This is a genomic window from Mariniradius sediminis, assembly GCF_021491425.1.
Lineage (GTDB): Bacteria > Bacteroidota > Bacteroidia > Cytophagales > Cyclobacteriaceae > Mariniradius > Mariniradius saccharolyticus.
Genome location: NZ_JAKEVZ010000004.1, coordinates 1 through 15297 on the forward strand (window position 1 = coordinate 1; position 15297 = coordinate 15297).

Sequence of the window (15297 nt, forward strand, 5' to 3'; positions counted from 1 at the left end):
ACATGGTACAGAAAGACTAGGCGGCCGAGCGCAGGGGCCCCACCTCTTCCCATCCCGAACAGAGAAGTTAAGCCCTGCAGCGCCGATGGTACTGGGGTCGCACCCGGGAGAGTAGGCCGCCGCCACACCATCCAAAGCCAGCAATTATTGCTGGCTTTTTTATTTTTTAGCATTTTGGTATCAGACCAAGAAATGAAATCCCTGCAAAAAACAGCAAATGCGAAATAGCTTTGTCTCTGGATGGCTTGGACATGAAGCCTGTTTTTAATAATTATCTAAAGATAAAAATTCCCCTTATCCATCCGGGTTAGAGTTTTTTGTTTGTCAAAAAGAATGTTCCTATTGAAATTCGTAAAGCTTCAATTTTTATTTCACTCCAGCCAAGAGATAGAGAACCGCCATTCTTATAGCTACCCCATTCTCAACTTGTTGCAGAATAATGGAATGCTCACTGTCTGCAACGTCAGAATTCAATTCGACTCCTCTGTTAATCGGGCCGGGATGCATGATGACAATTTCTTTGTTAAGTTTCTTTAATTTCTCTCGGTTGATGCCAAAATATAGCGAATACTCCCTCAGTGATGGAAAATACTTGATTTGTTGCCTTTCCAGTTGGATTCGAAGCACGTTGGCCACATCACACCATTGCAGGGCCTTTTCTACGTCATGCTCGATCTTCACACCCAAATGTTTGATGTATTTGGGAAGTAGTGTGATTGGTCCGCAAACCATCACTTCTGCGCCAAGCTTCTGAAGACAGAAAATATTCGACAGAGCTACTCTGGAATGAAGAATATCACCAATGATGGCTACTTTTTTTCCAGCGACATCTCCCAATTTTTCACGAATCGAAAAGGCATCCAAAAGTGCCTGTGTGGGGTGTTCATGTGTCCCATCCCCTGCATTAACGATATTGGCTTTGATGTTTTTCGACAAAAAATGAGGTGCGCCAGGACTGCTATGCCGCATCACGACCATGTCCACTTTCATCGACAAGATGTTGTTCACCGTGTCGATGAGCGTCTCTCCCTTTTTTACCGAACTATTGCTCGAAGAGAAATTAAGTACATCTGCCGACAAACGCTTTTCCGCCAACTCAAAAGAAAGCCGTGTTCTTGTAGAGTTTTCGAAGAAAATATTGGCGATAGTAATGTCACGCAGCGACGGAACTTTTTTAATCGGCCGATTGAGCACTTCTTTGAAATTGTCAGCAGTCTCGAAAATCAACTGGATATCGTCGGCATTGATGTCCTTGATTCCCAATAAATGACGCGTGCTGAGTTGTGACATATCGTTTAGGCTGATTTTTCTGTTATCCAAATGGCATCTTGTTCAAATCCTTTCTCTGCCCACTCTACCGACACATACTGGCTTTCGAGGGTATTGACCTTCACGCCACAGTAATCTGGCATAATCGGATAATCACGGGTGTATTTGCGGTCAACAAGGATCATCAATTCCACTTTTTGGGGCCGTCCAAAGGCAATCATGGCATCCAATGCCGCCCTCACTGACCTTCCTTTGTAGAGCACATCATCGATTAGGACAACCTTTTTTCCTTCAATCAAAAAATCGATTTTCGTCTCATTTGCCTTGAGAGGGAAATCCCTCCTGCGAAAATCATCCCGATGAAATGTCGCGTCTAGATATCCGAACGGTACCTTGACACCGGAGATGTCCTCCAAAAGCTTAACCAATTTTCCCAAAACAATCGGACCTCTGGGCTGCAAACCCAACAGGACGGTATTTTCAAAACTATCGTGATTTTCAATCAGCTGATGACAGAACCTCTTCAGGATGATGCTGATCTGATTTTGGTCCAAAACGAGTCGTTTCTGCATGGCGAAGCTTTGGCTGCAAATATAGGAAGAAAAGGGAAAGTTGAGTTGTTGAGCGATTCTAGAAATTGATGGATACAACGCAGATTTCGAAATGATTTGGAAATTGTTTTTTGGTATATTGAAAATGGTATCACAGCCTGTTCATTGGTTTGCTACATCGCTTGTTTCTTCCGAAACAGGCAGTCGTTTTTGATTCAGCTCTTTTCAATTTTCCTATTGTATGGAACAAATGATTCAATTTGACAAAAAATACATTTGGATGATTAGCCTGACGGCCGCTTTGGGTGGATTTCTCTTTGGATATGATTGGGTGGTTGTTGGTGGGGCGAAGCCTTTTTATGAGCCGTTTTTTAATCTGACATCACCGAGCGAACAAGGGTGGGGCACAAGTTCCGCCTTGGTCGGATGCATGGTAGGAGCTATTGCTTGTATCTTCTTAAGTGACCAGTTTGGAAGGAAAAAGCTTTTGATCCTTGCTGGGCTTCTGTTTTCAATTTCCGCAATTGGAACTGCTTTGGCTCCAACATTTTGGTGGTTTAATTTTTACAGGATCGTCGGTGGCATCGCAATGGGCATCGCACTGAACCTTTCGCCACTTTACATAGCCGAAATTTCCCCTGCGCACAAGCGAGGAACTTTGGTGACGATCAATCAACTTTTGATTATGATTGGTGTTCTGTTAGCCCAGCTCATCAATTGGAGGATTTCTTTGCTCGACATTGAATTGCCGGAGGATGCAGGCTTTCAAATGATAGCAGCAAGTTGGTCGGGTACACACGGCTGGAGGTGGATGTTCGGGGTCGAATTTATACCGGCCTTTGTGTTTTTTGTGTCAATGTTTTGGGTGCCAGAAAGCCCTCGGTGGTTGGTAAAGGCAGGGAGAATGTCGGAGGCAAAAGAAATTCTAAGTAAAATTGGAGGGCCTCAACATACGCAATCTGCCCTGGCTGAAATTCAGCAAAATCTGTCCCTAGAAGATCCAAACAATTCGGGAATTGGAGTATGGTTAAAGTCGCCGATATTGAAGGTTCTCTCGATTGGGATTTTCCTGTCATTTCTGCAGCAATGGAGCGGCGTGAATGTCATTATCTACTACGCTGCCGATATTTTCCAGGCCGCGGGCTTCAACCTGAAGCAGATGATGCTCAACATCGTAGTGATTGGTGGGGTGATGGTGCTTTCAGTTTTCATCACGATTTACACGGTTGATAGATTTGGGAGAAAGGTGCTTCTGTTGATAGGCACGTCGTCCATGGCTATTCTCTACCTCTTGATAGGCTATTCTTTTTTTTCCGAGCAGGGAGGTGCGAGTTTAGTCCTTCTCGTTCTCGTCAATGTAGGTGTATATTCCTTTACCTTAGCGCCTTTGCTGTGGGTGGTTTTGTCGGAGATTTTTCCGATCAAGATCCGGGGCGCGGCCATGTCCATCGCTGCCTTGGCACATTGGGTGGGAAATTTTACCCTGACATATTTTTTTCCTGTAATCAAGGAAAACCTTGGCTGGGCCAACAATTTCTGGCTTTATGGAGCTATTTGCGCATTTGGATTCTTTGTGATTTTGTTTGTCCTGCCGGAAACCAAAGGGAAGAGTTTGGAGCAGATAGAGCTGGATTTTACGAGGAAAAAATAGATTCCAATTGGCTTAGCTATCCCGCTTTTTCCAAAGTCTTGGGTCCAATCCGGTATGAAAAACAGCGCGAATGATGATCAAACGCTTTGCCTCATCGACCGAATAATGAATCATGAAAGGAAACCTCCGGACGGGTAGACACCTAATCTCACCATATCGGACTTGAAAAAATTTGACAGATGAAAGCGACTCGAAATGTTGATGGAGCTGGTTTTCGAATTCAACTCCCAATCCAAGTTTTTTGTTGTCATAGTAATCTATGGCATCTTGAATATCTCCTAAGGCCAAAGGTTCAATGACAATGCTAAACTTCAGGTTACTAGGTTTTGAACTTGAGCGTTTTTCTCGCTTCCTCCCAGGCAATTAGATCCTCTGGCTTAGAATTTTTAATTCTCGCCGTCACGATTGCTTTGTGGGCTTCGGGGATTTCATATTCAAGATTCGTTTCAATTCCCAATTGCTCGAACAGCTCCATGAAAAACTCGAATCTTTCCTCGGGTATTTTAACGGTGACTTCTCTCATGACATAGATGGTTAATCGAAACTAAGTTAAGGGAAAATCGGGATTTTTGGGGTTTGGTTAAACATTCCATTATCGATCATGTGGAGAAAGTCCAAGCCTTAGGGATTCAGACATTGGATTGAACGATTGGTTAAACAGATTCTCTTGATTCTTTCATTTTGACTGTTTTGTCTAAACCAACACCACCCGCAAACTCTTCGCCCCATGCGCGCCAATCACCAGCGCTTGCTCGATATCGGCCGTCTTGGATGGGCCGGCGATGAAAAGTCCGAATCCTGAAGGCTGCTCTCCAATCCTCTTGTAGGCCTCGTGCATATTTGAAACCAAGGAGTCCTCAGAAAGCACGATCACAAGATGCTCGGTGATAAACGGCAACGCACGCAAGCCCAAATCTGCATCCGTCAGCCAAATGGCCCCGTTTTCGGCAACGCCAAATTGACCTTGGATGATCGCTACCTCCAAGTCCGCCAATTCGTGGGGATTATCCGGCAAAGTCCTCGTGGATAGCTGCTCAAGGCCCTTGGCCAAGCTGATGATTTTGGAAAAGCCATTGGATTTCAAGAAGACTTCCAAACCCGCCACATCGATGACCTCTCCTTTGTTACCCTGAATGGACTTCACGAAACGCTCTTTGGTTTCCTCGGCAAATTCGAAATCTGGAATATCCGGAAGTGGGCTATCCGCCTTTGTAACGCGCTTGATTTTCCCTAATATCTGCTCCCGACTGCTCATTTTCTGTTTTTCTTGTACCAATCCTTAAAACTCTCTTTCGGCACTTCGGGCAAATCCCGCTGCTTTCCCCATGTATTCAAGCTGGAATAGGTGATGGCTTCCGGCAGGATTTTCAATGCGCCGCGCAGCATTTTACCGCTGATTTTGTAGGCAAAAGGCGTGGAGAAAATGCCATTGGCAATTTTCATGGAAATACTCTTTGCATTTGCACCTTGCTCTTTGGTGATTTCCTGCCTCCATTCGTAGAGTTGCTCGTGGATGTTGATTTTCACGGGACATACATCCGAACAGGAGCCACACAGCGTCGATGCGAAGGGTAGGGAGCTGTATTTTTTCAGATCGAGTCCGGGTGAAAGGATCGAGCCAATCGGCCCCGGCACCACGCTACCGTAACTAAAGCCCCCACTGCGGCGATAGATCGGACAGGTATTCATGCAGGCCCCGCAGCGGATGCATTTCAATGAGTTTTTGAATTTTTCGCGGGCAAGCTGGTCCGTACGGCCGTTGTCCACAAGGATAATGTGCATCTGCTTACCGGGTGCGGGAGAGCGGAAATGTGAATTGTAATTGGTGACCGGCTGACCCGTAGCCGAGCGCGCAAGGATACGGAGGAAAACCCCTAAATCCCTGCGGCGCGGGATGATCTTTTCGATACCCATACAGGCAATTTGCACATCCGCCAGGTGCACTCCCATATCGGCATTTCCTTCATTGGTACACACGACAAACTCACCCGTCTCAGCAATGCCAAAGTTGACGCCGGTAATGGCGACTTTTGCAGAGAGAAATTTTTCGCGCAAGTGAACCCTCGCTGCTTGGGTCAGGTAGGATGGATCTTCGTTTCCTTTTTCAGTTTGGAGTTTTTCGTGGAAAATTTCAGAAATGTCCCGTTTTTTCAAATGGATCGCAGGCAATACGATATGGCTGGGTGGCTGATTGAGGAACTGCACGATGCGCTCGCCCAAATCAGTATCGACTACCTCGACCCCGTTTTTTTCCAAAAAGGGATTCAAGTGGCATTCCTCTGTGAGGATGGATTTGCTTTTGACAATGGCCTTGCAGTCATGCTGCCGGAGAATGCCGAGGACGATATGGTTGTGTTCTTCGGCATCGGCGGCCCAATGCACGTGGATATTGTTTGCCTTGGCTTTTTGCTCAAATTCTACCAGGTATCTATCCAGATTGGCCAAGACATTGTCTTTGATTTGGGAAGCCAAGTCCCGCAATTGCTCCCACTCGGGGATGGTCTTGGTGATGGTATCCCGCTTGTCCCGCACAAACCACAAGGTCTCGTCATGCCATTTGGCTTTGGCAGGATCGCTCAAAAATTCCTGGGCTTTGATGGGATGGCTCATCGGATGGCTTCGTTGAGGATTTGGGCAATGTGTTTGAACTGGACTGGCTGTTGGCTGCGGCGGGCAATTCCTTCCAGGTGCATCAGGCAGGACATATCGCCTCCGGTAATGATCTCTACGCCATGGGCAATATGGTCCGCCAACCGGTCTTGACCCATTTGGACGGAGAGTGCCTCTTCCGTGACGGCAAAGGTCCCACCAAATCCGCAACATTCGTCCTTTCTGCCCAATTCAACCCATTCGAGTCCCCTGATGTTTTGGAGTAGGTATTTGGCCTTGTTGAAGGGAGCATCATGGCGCTCCGAACTCGTGCCCAGTCGAAGCCCGCGCAATCCATGGCAGGAGGCGTGGAAGCCAACCCTATGGGGATAATCCCCCTCAGGCTGCTGGATTTTCAAGACATCCGTCAGGAATTCAGTCAATTCAAACACCCGCCCGTGCATGTGTTCTTGATCCGATTCCATGCCGGGAATGCGCGGCATGTGCTCTTTCACATGCAGTACGCAACTCCCCGAAGGCGCCACGATAAAGTCATATCCAGCGAAAGTTCGGAGAAAATGCCTACCAGTTTCCACCGTATCCCGTTCATAGCCTGCATTGGCCATGGGCTGTCCGCAACAAGTCTGCGCCATGGGATAGCTGACCTGACAGCCCAGCTTTTCCAGTAGTTCCAGGCTTGCGATCCCCACCTGGGGATAAAACTGATCGACATAGCAGGGGATAAACAGGGCTATATGGGGAGGACTTGGCATGGGATGAAAATACTTCAATTTGGGGATATTTCTGCTTTTTTGGAAACGTTGCAAGGAAAGGGCGTCAAATCAATTTCCAGATGAAAATGAGAAAACATCAGCGTATTTCAGAGATTGTGGTAAACAATTACAGAAATTATCGATCTCAACCCATCACCATCGCTGCCCCCATGGCGGTACCGAGCGCGTAGTCCCTTGTCTCAATGGCGATCCCGGGAAGTTTGCTGCGAAGCATCTCCACGAATATCGGATTGGTGCTGAAGCCACCGTCGATATAGAGTTTGTTGATTGTGGTTTCATTCAGCACAAGGCTCAACGATATGATTTGGAGCTCTGTCAGCTCGTGGATAAGGCAATGGTATGCTTCGGCTAAGTTCTGAAAATTGTTCTTGTCTGTTTCCAAAGCTGCCTCCGCACCGAATACGGCTGGATTTAGAAATTCAAATTTGAAGCGTTTGCTTCGATTTGACTTCAGCTTTTCGAAAAGTGAAGGATCAAATGCCAGTTGCTTGTAGGCCTCCTGTGAAACACCGAAATGGGTTTGCAGAAGCTCGGCCTGTACCCGGTGCTCCTCCCCGACAAAAAGGCGGCTGATTTTGATCGGTCTGCCGTCCCGGCTGAGAAAATGCAGGCAATCCTGCCGCAGCTCTTCAGTGGTTAGCGGCTGGGCATTGAAGGGATTGATGCTGATAGACCAAGTCCCGGTGGAGAGCAGGGCAAATGGTTCCGGACTGCTCTCAAGGTAAGGCAAAAGTGCTGCGGAAGAATCATGGATGCCCACACCGATTTCGAGCGACTGATCCCCGATTTTTCCTTCAAACGAAGTTTGTGTAGGCACGATCGGCGGCAGGAGAGGGGCGATACCTTCCCTGTACACCCAAGCATGGTAATCGGCTTTCCCAAAATCCCAAAGTCCCGTATGGCATCCGATGCTGGTGTATTCGCTGACGGCCTTTCCTGTAAAAAGGAAGGAAAGGTATTGGGGAAGGTGTAGGCTTTGGTGGATTTTTTGGAAGATAGCCGGCTTGGCATATTTGAGCCAATAGAGCTGAAGGCCGGAATTCAGCATGCCCAAGGCGGGAGACGACGTCTGTTGGCTGAATTTTTCCACCGGGCCATACTGCGCATAAAACTGCCCCAAAATATCCTCGGGATACTTTTTCAAATAATTGTACAAGGGCGCGACGGGGCGTCCGTCGGCACCGATATGGACAAAAGAAGCCCCGTAGCTGGTAAAGTTGAGCCGCGGAATGCGAAACTGCGACATGGCCATCGCCTCATCCAGCGTTGCCTTCATCCATTGGGTCAAGGCCCCCAAGGATTCGCAGGGCTCGCCGTCTTCATCGGGGATGGTGGCCAAGGTTTGGTTTGTTTGGAATACTGGATGGAGATTTTGGTCAAACAAGAAGAATTTCTTGTTGGTCTTTCCGATGTCAAAAATTGCAGTGACGGCTATTGCTTCCATATTACAAGCCGCTGGATTTGCTGTCTTTTCCCCGTTCGCGGATCAAGGTTTCCCGCACCCTCAGTTCACGGTACGTTCCAATCGGTGAAATTGCACCACCACTTTGCCGTACAGATTCCTGCAGGAGTGGCCGCAAGTCAGTTCTGAATGCGTCCTGAAGCAGGCCCTGCGCCATGGCCAGGTCTCGGGTTTCCTGGGCGTAAGCCAGGGCCTTTCTGTCCACAATCAAGGCTTGCGCATACGCCAATTTGATGGCTTCCACCGATTGGAGCAAGTCTTCCAATGGATCCTTCAGGTTGTGGCTGGCATCGATCATCCAGGCAGGTTTTGGATTTTTTGTTTCCGAAAATCCTGCCACCAATTCGTTGAATATCAAGAATAATTGGTAGGGTTTGATGCTGCCGACGGTCAGGTCATCGTCTCCGTATTTGGAATCATTGAAATGAAATCCGCCGAGCTTGCCCTCCGTCATCAGCGTCGCGACGATCTGCTCGATATTGGTATTGGGCAGGTGATGACCGAGGTCCACGAGTGTACGTGCTTTTTCCCCCAACTTATTGGCCAAAAGGAAGGAAGTACCCCAATCCGGAATGACCGTGCTGTAGAAGTATGGCTCGTAGGGTTTGTATTCGATCAGCATTTGCCAGTCCGAGGGAAGCCGCTGATAGATTTTTTGGAGGGATTCAAAGGTATGCTGCAGGGATTTCCTGAAACTCTGTTGGCCGGGGAAGGAACTCCCGTCCGCAAGCCACACAGTGAGGGCTTTCGAACCCAGTTTTTTCCCGATCTCGATGACTTCGATATTGTGGGCGATTGCCAATTCCCTGGCAGCTTCGTCCGAGTTTGCCAACGAGCCGAATTTGTACGAGTGCTTTTGCTGGGCTTGGTCCTGAAAGGTATTGGAATTGACTGCATCAAAGCCGATTTCCACGGCTGCGGCAGCTTGGCCGATTTGATCGTAGTCCTCGGGAATATCCCAAGGTATATGCAAGGAAATGGCGTTGCTGGAGCGGTTGAGGGCATGGAGTAGTCCGACGTCTTGGATCTTTTGGATCAAGGTCGCGGGTTCACCGCCGCCGGAAAACCTTCCAAACCTAGTTCCCCCTGTTCCCAAAGCCCAGGAAGGAATGGCAATTTGCAGTTCTTGCAGCTGTCGGATAAGTAAATCGACATTCAGTCCCTTTTTGTCCAAGTTTTCCGCAAGGAAGTTGAATGCCCGGGCATGGGCGATTTCCTGGGGTTTATTGCTGGATTGGATATGTTCGGCAGTGATGATCATGATTTCTTTCGTAATAAATGCACGCAAAGACGGCGAAGACGCCAAGACCAGTTAGCAGTGGCAGTTGGCAGTGGTATATCCGTGCGCCTTTAGTTAGAGGACCTCTCGCAAAGGCGGCGAAGACGCCAAGAACGCCAAGTGTCTGTGAATGTCGCCATTCTTCCTCTACTTTGGGCTCCTAAGGGAAGCCTACTAGCCAGTTTTTCTTTCCTAATTCCGCGATTGCCTTCACCAAATTATTAAAGCTCCCTGTTCTTGTATTTTTTTGGCGTCTCAGCGTCTTCGCGTGGAATTTTCAAAAGTCACACGCTACGCTGCTACCCCAAGCATGTCGAATAGACCCCTCCTCCGTCGGGGTGACAAAGGAAAGTTTTTGGTGAAAGCCAACCTACACTTCCCATCTTTTGTGTCTTGGTAATTTCGTTGCAATTACTCTTTGCGTCTCAGCGTCTTTGCGCGAAACCATTCTAATTTACCTCACAAAAGCGGCAGCTACGCCACCATCGACGTTCAAGATATTGCCGGTGGATTTGCCTAGGAGGCCGCCCACGAAAGCAAGCACCCCGTTGGCGATATCCTTGGTGGAAATGATTTCATTCAAAAGCGTCCGCTTGGCATAGAAGGCCGGAAGTTCCTCGACAGTCACGCCATAAGCTTTTGCACGGCCCTCCGCCCATTTGCCTTCCCAAATCTTGGAACCTTCGATCACGGCATCCGGATTGACGACGTTGACGCGGATTTTGTCGGGGCCAAGTTCGGCAGCAAGCAAGCGGGACATATGGATTTGGGCAGCTTTGGCCGTACCGTACCCCACATTGTTGGGACCGGAAACCAGTGCATTTTTGGAAACGATATTGACAATATCACCCCCCAATCCCTGTGTACGGAGGATTGAGACCCCGGCTTGGCTGACCTTGAACTGTCCCTTGACCAGTACATCATTGAGCAAATCCCAATCGGCCTCCGTGGTTTCCGCCAAAGGTTTGCTGATCGCCAATCCAGCACAGTTGACAATGATGTCTACCCCGCCAAAGGCCAGGCAGGCAGCTTTGTAGGCTTGCCCAATCGTGTCGTTGTCGAGCACGTCCAGCTTCACTGCGATGGCAGCATCTTTGCCAAAATCCTTCCTTGCATTTGCTAAGCGATCTTCATCAATATCCGTCAGCACCACGCAGGCACCTTCTTCGGCCAATTTGTCGGCAATTGCTTTTCCAATCCCTCCTGCGCTTCCCGTGATCAAAGCCACTTTTCTCGAAAGCGCTTTTTCCTTGGGCATACGCTGCAGCTTGGCTTCCTCAAGGAGCCAATACTCGATATCAAATGCTTCCTGCAAAGGCAGCGAAACGTACTCCGAAACGGCTTCTGCACCGCGCATCACGTTGATGGCGTTGATGTAGAATTCGGAGGCGACACGGGAAGTCTGTTTGTCTTTGGCATAGGAAAACATCCCGACACCTGGCCACAGGATTACAACCGGGTTCGGGTCACGCAAGGCAGGGCTGTTGTGGCGCTTGTGCGTTTCGTAATATTTTTTGTAGCCGTCCCGGTAGTCCGCGAAAAGCTTTTCGATATGGCTTTTCACCGCACCAAGGTCGCTGAGGTCTTGGCTTGCAGGAATGTCCAACACCAATGGGGCGATTTTGGTCCTCAGAAAGTGGTCCGGGCAGGAAGTACCCATTGGCGCCAGTTTGGACAGGTCATGGGAATTGATGAACTGCAAAACCGTATCGGAATCGTTGAACGTCCCGACCATTCTGGAATAGCTCGAGGCGAGTCCGCGCAAGAGCGGAGCGATTCGGGCAGCCTGTTCCTTGCGCTGGGATCCAACCAAGGATTTTATTTTTTCTCCCCCGAAGATTGGTCTTTTCTTCCCATAGTTGGTGGCGAGAAATGCTGAGGCTTTTTCGATCACTTCGAGGCTGTTGATGTAGCATTCGTAGGCCGTATCTCCCCAGGTAAAGAGGCCATGACCTCCCAGCATGATGCCGCGGATGCCCGGATTTGCGTCCAAGGCATTTCTCAATTGCAGCCCCAAATCGAATCCAGGCCGCTGCCAAGGAACCCAAGCAATCTGGCCCTCGAATAGCTCTGCGGTGATTTTTTCTCCATCCTTCGATGCTGCAATTGCTATTGCCGCATCAGGATGCAGGTGGTCGATGTGCTTGAATGGCAAAAAGGAATGCAGCGGTGTATCGATCGATGGTGCCTTGGAATCCAAGTCGTAAATGCAGTGGTTGAATAATCCCACCATTTCATCCTCGTGCGCTATCCCGCGGTAAATGCCCTCCAAGGCACGAAGTTTGTCGACATAGAGTGCCGCCAAGCCCGATTTGGTCAATGTGCCGATGTCACCCCCAGAGCCTTTGACCCACATGACTTCGACATCCTTGCCCGTCAGCGGGTCCTTCTCTATTGTTTTGCAGGACGTATTGCCGCCGCCGTAGTTGGTGATGCGGAGGTCGGCACCAAGGATATTGGATCGGTATATCAGCAGCGCGACTTGGTCATCGCCCAGGGATTTTGCTTTTTGCTCGTCCCAAAGGTAGGAGACGTATTGGAAGGTCTTATTCATCGTTTTGAATGTTTCGCTTGATGGAAAAATTTTGTACGAAAATAATTCCCAAAGCCAGTCGTCGTGTCCTGTACTATACTGAAATCAGGGATTTGGCCCTTTTGAAAAGAGTTGTATTTAAGGCCATTTTGCAGTAACCTTGCGCCGCACGAGCCCAATAGCCATGAGTTTGGATCTTAAGATCGACCAACAATCCAGCGTCCCGAAATACATCCAAGTGGTCAAGTCCATCAAATCGCTCATCCATACCGGTGAGCTGCGATTTGGGGATAAGATTCCTTCGATCAACAGCCTAAGCGAGGATTATTACCTGTCCAGGGATACGGTGGAAAAGGCCTACACGCTGCTTCGCCAACAAGGGATTATCGAGTCGGTGCGTGGCAAGGGCTTTTACATCTCCCACCATTCGGAGCTCAGGAAATACAGGATTCTGCTGCTTTTCAACAAACTAAGTGCTTATAAAAAGGAGATTTACAATGCGCTGGTGCTAGGGCTGGAAGACCGGGCGGAGGTGGCGTTTCATGTGTACCACTGTGAAGTCTCGCTTTTCAAAAAGCTGCTCGAACAGCAGAAGGGTGATTTTGACTTCTACATCGTGATGCCGCATTTCAAAAAGGAGGGGGAAAATGCAGCCTGGAAATTGATCCAAGGTATCCCCAACAAGAAGCTGATCTTGCTGGATAAGCTCGTGCCTGGTGTGGAGTCGGCATTTGGGGCGGTCTATCAGGATTTCAAGGAAGATATCTATGGGGCGCTGTCAATGCTGCTGCCCCGCTTGCAGAAGTACCGTAGGTTAAGACTGGTGTTCCCCTTGGATTCGGCGTATCCTTATCCAAGTGGGATTGTAGAGGGTTTTCGGAAATTTGCGGTAGAGAAAGGTTTTGATTTTGATATCCTTTCTGAGGTTCATGGCGAATTGTCACTCTCTGCTGGAGAGGCGTATATTGTCATTGAAGAAAACGACTTGGTCCGCTTGATCAAAATGGCCCGGGAAAACTCCGACCTTGAAATAGGGAAGAATTTTGGCATTCTATCTTACAACGAAACGCCGCTGAAGGAAGTCTTGCAGCGAGGGATTACGGTCATGACCACCGATTTTGCCAAGATGGGTGAAATCGCAGCCGAAATGGTCCTGAACAACCAAGGCCGCTGGGTAAAGAATGAGTTTCGGGTGATTGTGCGGGAGTCGCTGTAGCGGCAATTGATTTTTGTAAATCAGACTAGTGATCAACCTGAAGTTCCGCCAAATTTTTTCAGAGCCAATTTATAGGGAATTTCAGTGGCTGAACAACTATTTTAACAATTCACAAAATTCGTATCATTTTTGTGAATCAATTCACAAAAGTTGGCATTTTGACCACTTGCGGTGATTGAAAAGATGCGGGTCAGATTGCTGTGAATTGGGTGCTATCATCCAACAGGACAATGCAGGACAGGAAATACCCTGGCTTTTTTGTATTTTCAATCCTCAACCCAAAATCAACCTATGGAGGAAGTTACTGCTCAGGAGTCGATTCAAACAAGTGGTGAATTTGTACGGCAGCCTGTCCCGACCTCGCAGCTAAAGGACTGGAGGAAGTTTCTTGGCATGTATGCGGGCGAGCATGCGGCGGGGACGGAGTTTGTGATTGGGCCACTTTTTTTGACTGCGGGCGTGTCGGCTTTTGATCTGATTGTCGGTTTGCTGGTTGGTAATTTTTTGGCAGTATTGACATGGCGCTACATCACGACGCCCATTGCCACCTCCGAAAGGCTGACGCTTTACTACAAGCTCGAGAAAATCTCAGGAAGGAAGCTCGTAACCGGCTACAACGTGGCCAATGGCTTGCTTTTCTGCTTTTTGGCAGGGGCGATGATCACCGTTTCGGCGACGGCCGTTGGGATTCCTTTTGATATGCCGATGCCTGCCTTGACGGATAGGATGCCTACGAGCATTTCCTGGGTATTGGTAGTCCTGGTTGTCGGGGCGGTGATTTCGATTGTCGCTGCCAAGGGCTATGATGCAGTTTCCAAGTTTTCCAACATCGCGGCACCCTGGATGGTACTGGTATTTTTGATTGCGGGAATCGTCGCTGCCAAACGGCTCGGCGTCAGTAGTTTGGATGACCTTTGGGCGGTTTGGGGCTCGGGTTCGGAGCCTTTTCCCGGTCAAATCAAATTTACGTTTTGGCATGTGACGGCATTTGCGTGGTTTTGCAATGCGGCGATGCATTTGGGTATGTCGGATCTATCGGTGTTGCGCTATGCTGATCGTAATTCTGTGGGTTGGACAAGTGCGGCGGGCATGTATGTCGGCCACTATATGGCTTGGATATCCGCCTGCCTGATGTTTGCGCTGTATTTGAAAAGTCCTGAGGCACAGGCCATCTTGGCAGGCGGGGGTGTGCCGCCCGTGGCACCGGGGCCTTTGTCCTATGAAGTCGTTGGGATATCGGGACTGGTTTGCGTCCTTGTTGCCGGCTGGACGACTGCCAATCCTACGATTTATCGGGCTGGGCTGGCTTTTCAGGCCATTTTTCCAAAAAGCTCCACGGTCAGCGTTACTTTGGTAACGGGTGCAATTGCGACGATAGCAGGGCTGTTTCCGGCGTTTGCGATGAAGTTGCTGGACTTTGTGGCAGTGTATGGCTTTATTTTGGCACCGATTGGGGCGGTGATATTCTTTGAGCATTACTTTGCCGAACGGTTTAACATTGTCAGGAATTATGCAGCAGCCAAAGGTATCGGGTTCAATATGGCCGTATTGGCGGCTTGGTTGATTAGCATGGGTGTGTTTTATACGATTTCGGTCCAGCAGGGAGTTTTCCTTTCCTTTTTCACGTTGCCCGCCTGGATCGCATGCGGTGTTTTGTATTTGGTATTTAGCAAAATCCTCCAGAAAAAATGAGCAAGTTTTGGTTTCCCATGTTGATCCTGTCAGCCATGCTGGTGATTACGGTTTTGTTTTATGCTGATATGCTGGGACAAAAAGCTTTGAACAACGGGCTATTTGCCTGCACGGTAGTATGGTTTGGGGGATTGGCGGCGGTGGATTATTGGAAGAAGAAAGCCTGAAAACAGTTTCATTTGATCGGTCCCAAGAATCGGTGACCTGCCCAATGATCATCGGTTGGCATCGAATTGTTTTTTTACACTTTTAAAATGAAGA

The 15297-nt window shown here is 48.7% G+C and carries 13 protein-coding genes and 1 rRNA gene; 5 read left to right on the forward strand and 9 right to left on the reverse strand.

Features of this window, described 5'->3' with window-relative positions:
- Positions 1–16: 16 nt before the first annotated feature.
- A 5S ribosomal RNA gene (gene rrf, locus L0U89_RS06250) occupies positions 17–128 on the forward strand.
- A gap of 238 nt (positions 129–366) precedes the next feature.
- On the opposite strand, the gene L0U89_RS06255 is transcribed toward rrf, so the two are convergent.
- Entirely contained in the window at positions 367–1290 is a 924-nt protein-coding gene (locus tag L0U89_RS06255) for an aspartate carbamoyltransferase catalytic subunit (RefSeq protein WP_234860746.1), read from the reverse strand.
- Positions 1291–1295: 5 nt separating this feature from the next.
- Positions 1296–1841, reverse strand: coding sequence for a bifunctional pyr operon transcriptional regulator/uracil phosphoribosyltransferase PyrR (gene pyrR / locus L0U89_RS06260; RefSeq protein WP_234860747.1), 546 nt, complete (start codon positions 1839–1841; stop codon positions 1296–1298).
- Between the two features lie 220 nt (positions 1842–2061).
- On the opposite strand from pyrR, the gene L0U89_RS06265 reads away from it, so the two are divergent.
- Entirely contained in the window at positions 2062–3471 is a 1410-nt protein-coding gene (locus L0U89_RS06265) for a sugar porter family MFS transporter (protein WP_234860748.1), read from the forward strand.
- A gap of 319 nt (positions 3472–3790) precedes the next feature.
- Here L0U89_RS06265 and L0U89_RS06270 read toward each other — a convergent pair whose 3' ends face one another.
- The 7 genes from L0U89_RS06270 to L0U89_RS06300 all read right to left on the reverse strand — a co-directional run bounded on the left by L0U89_RS06270 (position 3791) and on the right by L0U89_RS06300 (position 12149).
- The gene (locus tag L0U89_RS06270; protein ID WP_234860749.1) at positions 3791–3994 is read right to left on the reverse strand and encodes a hypothetical protein; all 204 of its coding nucleotides are present in this window, start codon (positions 3992–3994) and stop codon (positions 3791–3793) included.
- 171 nt (positions 3995–4165) lie between these two features.
- Positions 4166–4726: a LutC/YkgG family protein gene (locus L0U89_RS06275; protein WP_234860750.1), complete on the reverse strand. Its 561-nt coding sequence runs from the start codon at positions 4724–4726 to the stop codon at positions 4166–4168.
- Positions 4723–6081 (reverse strand): lactate utilization protein B, encoded by a 1359-nt coding sequence (locus L0U89_RS06280; protein ID WP_234860751.1) that lies wholly within the window; start codon positions 6079–6081, stop codon positions 4723–4725. The genes L0U89_RS06275 and L0U89_RS06280 overlap by 4 nt, the downstream gene beginning before the upstream one ends.
- Positions 6078–6833 (reverse strand): (Fe-S)-binding protein, encoded by a 756-nt coding sequence (locus L0U89_RS06285; protein WP_234860956.1) that lies wholly within the window; start codon positions 6831–6833, stop codon positions 6078–6080. Before L0U89_RS06285 ends, L0U89_RS06280 begins: the two co-directional genes overlap by 4 nt.
- 145 nt (positions 6834–6978) lie before the next feature.
- The gene (locus L0U89_RS06290; protein ID WP_234860752.1) at positions 6979–8298 is read right to left on the reverse strand and encodes an FGGY-family carbohydrate kinase; all 1320 of its coding nucleotides are present in this window, start codon (positions 8296–8298) and stop codon (positions 6979–6981) included.
- A 1-nt stretch (position 8299) separates the two neighbouring features.
- The gene (locus L0U89_RS06295) at positions 8300–9577 is read right to left on the reverse strand and encodes a sugar isomerase (RefSeq protein WP_234860753.1); all 1278 of its coding nucleotides are present in this window, start codon (positions 9575–9577) and stop codon (positions 8300–8302) included.
- A 472-nt stretch (positions 9578–10049) separates the two neighbouring features.
- Positions 10050–12149, reverse strand: a complete 2100-nt coding sequence (locus tag L0U89_RS06300) for a bifunctional aldolase/short-chain dehydrogenase (RefSeq protein ID WP_234860754.1) — start codon at positions 12147–12149, stop codon at positions 10050–10052.
- Between the two features lie 163 nt (positions 12150–12312).
- Between L0U89_RS06300 and L0U89_RS06305 the strand changes: the two genes are divergently transcribed.
- The 3 genes from L0U89_RS06305 to L0U89_RS06315 all read left to right on the forward strand — a co-directional run bounded on the left by L0U89_RS06305 (position 12313) and on the right by L0U89_RS06315 (position 15203).
- Positions 12313–13344, forward strand: a complete 1032-nt coding sequence (locus L0U89_RS06305) for a GntR family transcriptional regulator (RefSeq protein WP_234860755.1) — start codon at positions 12313–12315, stop codon at positions 13342–13344.
- Positions 13345–13635: 291 nt separating this feature from the next.
- Positions 13636–15036 carry a purine-cytosine permease family protein gene (locus L0U89_RS06310; RefSeq protein WP_234860756.1) on the forward strand — a complete coding sequence of 467 codons (1401 nt, stop codon included), beginning with the start codon at positions 13636–13638 and terminating at the stop codon, positions 15034–15036.
- A complete protein-coding gene (locus tag L0U89_RS06315; protein ID WP_234860757.1) occupies positions 15033–15203 on the forward strand; it encodes a hypothetical protein in 171 nt (56 codons plus the stop codon). Before L0U89_RS06310 ends, L0U89_RS06315 begins: the two co-directional genes overlap by 4 nt.
- The last annotated feature ends 94 nt before the right edge of the window (positions 15204–15297 follow it).

What these genes read in the sequence shown, in the direction of transcription:
- L0U89_RS06275 (WP_234860750.1), bottom strand. Translation starts at nt 4,726, where the DNA reads ATGAGCAGTCGGGAGCAGATATTAGGGAAAATCAAGCGCGTTACAAAG.
- L0U89_RS06315 (WP_234860757.1), top strand. Translation starts at nt 15,033, where the DNA reads ATGAGCAAGTTTTGGTTTCCCATGTTGATCCTGTCAGCCATGCTGGTG.
- L0U89_RS06255 (WP_234860746.1), bottom strand. Translation starts at nt 1,290, where the DNA reads ATGTCACAACTCAGCACGCGTCATTTATTGGGAATCAAGGACATCAAT.
- L0U89_RS06305 (WP_234860755.1), top strand. Translation starts at nt 12,313, where the DNA reads ATGAGTTTGGATCTTAAGATCGACCAACAATCCAGCGTCCCGAAATAC.
- L0U89_RS06265 (WP_234860748.1), top strand. Translation starts at nt 2,062, where the DNA reads ATGGAACAAATGATTCAATTTGACAAAAAATACATTTGGATGATTAGC.
- L0U89_RS06270 (WP_234860749.1), bottom strand. Translation starts at nt 3,994, where the DNA reads ATGAGAGAAGTCACCGTTAAAATACCCGAGGAAAGATTCGAGTTTTTC.
- L0U89_RS06295 (WP_234860753.1), bottom strand. Translation starts at nt 9,577, where the DNA reads ATGATCATCACTGCCGAACATATCCAATCCAGCAATAAACCCCAGGAA.
- L0U89_RS06280 (WP_234860751.1), bottom strand. Translation starts at nt 6,081, where the DNA reads ATGAGCCATCCCATCAAAGCCCAGGAATTTTTGAGCGATCCTGCCAAA.
- pyrR (WP_234860747.1), bottom strand. Translation starts at nt 1,841, where the DNA reads ATGCAGAAACGACTCGTTTTGGACCAAAATCAGATCAGCATCATCCTG.
- L0U89_RS06300 (WP_234860754.1), bottom strand. Translation starts at nt 12,149, where the DNA reads ATGAATAAGACCTTCCAATACGTCTCCTACCTTTGGGACGAGCAAAAA.
- L0U89_RS06290 (WP_234860752.1), bottom strand. Translation starts at nt 8,298, where the DNA reads ATGGAAGCAATAGCCGTCACTGCAATTTTTGACATCGGAAAGACCAAC.
- L0U89_RS06310 (WP_234860756.1), top strand. Translation starts at nt 13,636, where the DNA reads ATGGAGGAAGTTACTGCTCAGGAGTCGATTCAAACAAGTGGTGAATTT.
- L0U89_RS06285 (WP_234860956.1), bottom strand. Translation starts at nt 6,833, where the DNA reads ATGCCAAGTCCTCCCCATATAGCCCTGTTTATCCCCTGCTATGTCGAT.